Raw genomic sequence first — 1444 nt, forward strand, 5'->3', positions numbered from 1 at the left:
TCAACCGTATGGTATTGTGGAAGTCATTGGCCAGCGTTGCTTGATGGAATGCCGCAACCTCCATCCCTTGTTCCTCATACCATTGGCTGGCACGTTGGTGCAATGGCGCGGATTCCTTTTGACCTAGTACATAAACACGCAAGTTTAGGTACATAATGGCGACCTAATTTTTGATCTGCGTCCTGTCGAGTGAAGTTCCATTCGATGGTTCGCTTTTCCTCGTTGCGGGCTTGCTGCCAAGTTGCAACCTCGGACTCCAGCAATTCGAGATTGGCAATGCGCCGATCCAAGCATTGGCGACTCAGAATGCCAATCTCGATCTCTGCCATGTTCAGCCAGCTCGCGTGCTTTGGGGTGTAGTGAAACTCCACCCGACGCAGGAGCTTGGCGGCTGCACGACTGCCCAGCACATCGTCAAAGCACTTTCTGAAGTGCGTGTTCAAGTTATCGAGCACCAAGTGAATTCGGCGTGCCTTGGCGTATGCGCCAGTGAGCAGTTCTTTGATGAAGGCGACGAAGTCCACCTTTCCCCGGCGCTCGGTGACCGAGACGATTCGCCGTCCAGCCTTGGGCTCGACGGCCACGAACAGATTGGTGGTGCCGTTGCGTACGTACTCGTAGTCATGCTTGCTTGGGCTGTTCGCTGCCATGGCCAATGGTGCTCGGCTGTGAGCGATAAGTTGCAAGCTTTTCTCGTCGATGCAAATGACGGGTTCAGCTTTGGATTTTGGGCGCGCGTAAAGTTCGAGCAGGGCATACATCCGGGCTCGGTACTCCTCGGTCAGCGCCCCAATGCACCACATTACCCGGCGCCAGGGCTTGAGGTCGTTTTTTTGAGCATGCGTCGAACGGTTTCCCGGCTCACCGATTCCAGGCCGGGCTCCTGACGGGCGGCGCGTTCGAGCTCGACCATGGTCCATCGCTGGCGTCCCTTGGGCGGAGCTGAGCAGGCCAATGCGATCACACGGGCCTCGGCGTTGGTGTCGTACTGGTGCGGGCGTCCTGAGCGCTGCACATCGAACACTGCCAGCGCCACCCCGCCTTGCAAGTAGGCGGCGCGAGCACGCCACACGGCCGTACGACCAATACCCAACACCGCCATAATCTGCGATTCTGGAATGTGGCGATCCAGGCATGACAGCACATGTGCACGATTGACCTCGCGCGCCTGATGCACCCCTTTGCTGCGAATTGCTTCGATAGCCGAGCGATCCTCCTCGCTCAAGTTCAGCTCCGTCTGACGCATGACCAATCCCAAATATGCCGGATGGCGATTATTGGATTGTAATCATGCTCCCTTATTTATGTGTCTAAATACTAGGCGTTGGCGCAGTAGGTCGGAAAACAAATGGTGGTACCGATACCACCGTCGCTCCGAGTCCAAAGGCACGATGAAGAGATTGGCGTGGTCAAGCTGATGGAGGATTTCTTCACCGCCATGGTT

At 56.4% G+C, this 1444-nt stretch carries 2 protein-coding genes; both read right to left on the bottom strand.

The window, feature by feature from the left end; all coding sequences use genetic code 11:
* Positions 1–74: 74 nt before the first annotated feature.
* The gene (locus C5P05_RS00675; RefSeq protein ID WP_332871320.1) at positions 75–920 is read right to left on the bottom strand and encodes an IS630 family transposase; all 846 of its coding nucleotides are present in this window, start codon (positions 918–920) and stop codon (positions 75–77) included.
* Positions 803–1246, bottom strand: coding sequence for a helix-turn-helix domain-containing protein (locus tag C5P05_RS33465; RefSeq protein WP_157979157.1), 444 nt, complete (start codon positions 1244–1246; stop codon positions 803–805). Before C5P05_RS33465 ends, C5P05_RS00675 begins: the two co-directional genes overlap by 118 nt.
* Positions 1247–1444 lie beyond the last annotated feature (198 nt).

This window comes from Rhodoferax ferrireducens (assembly GCF_003347515.1).
Lineage (GTDB): Bacteria > Pseudomonadota > Gammaproteobacteria > Burkholderiales > Burkholderiaceae_C > Rhodoferax.

Coding starts and splice junctions, on each gene's coding strand:
- C5P05_RS00675 (WP_332871320.1), bottom strand. CDS start 920: ATGGACCATGGTCGAGCTCGAACGCGCCGCCCGTCAGGAGCCCGGCCT.
- C5P05_RS33465 (WP_157979157.1), bottom strand. CDS start 1,246: ATGCGTCAGACGGAGCTGAACTTGAGCGAGGAGGATCGCTCGGCTATC.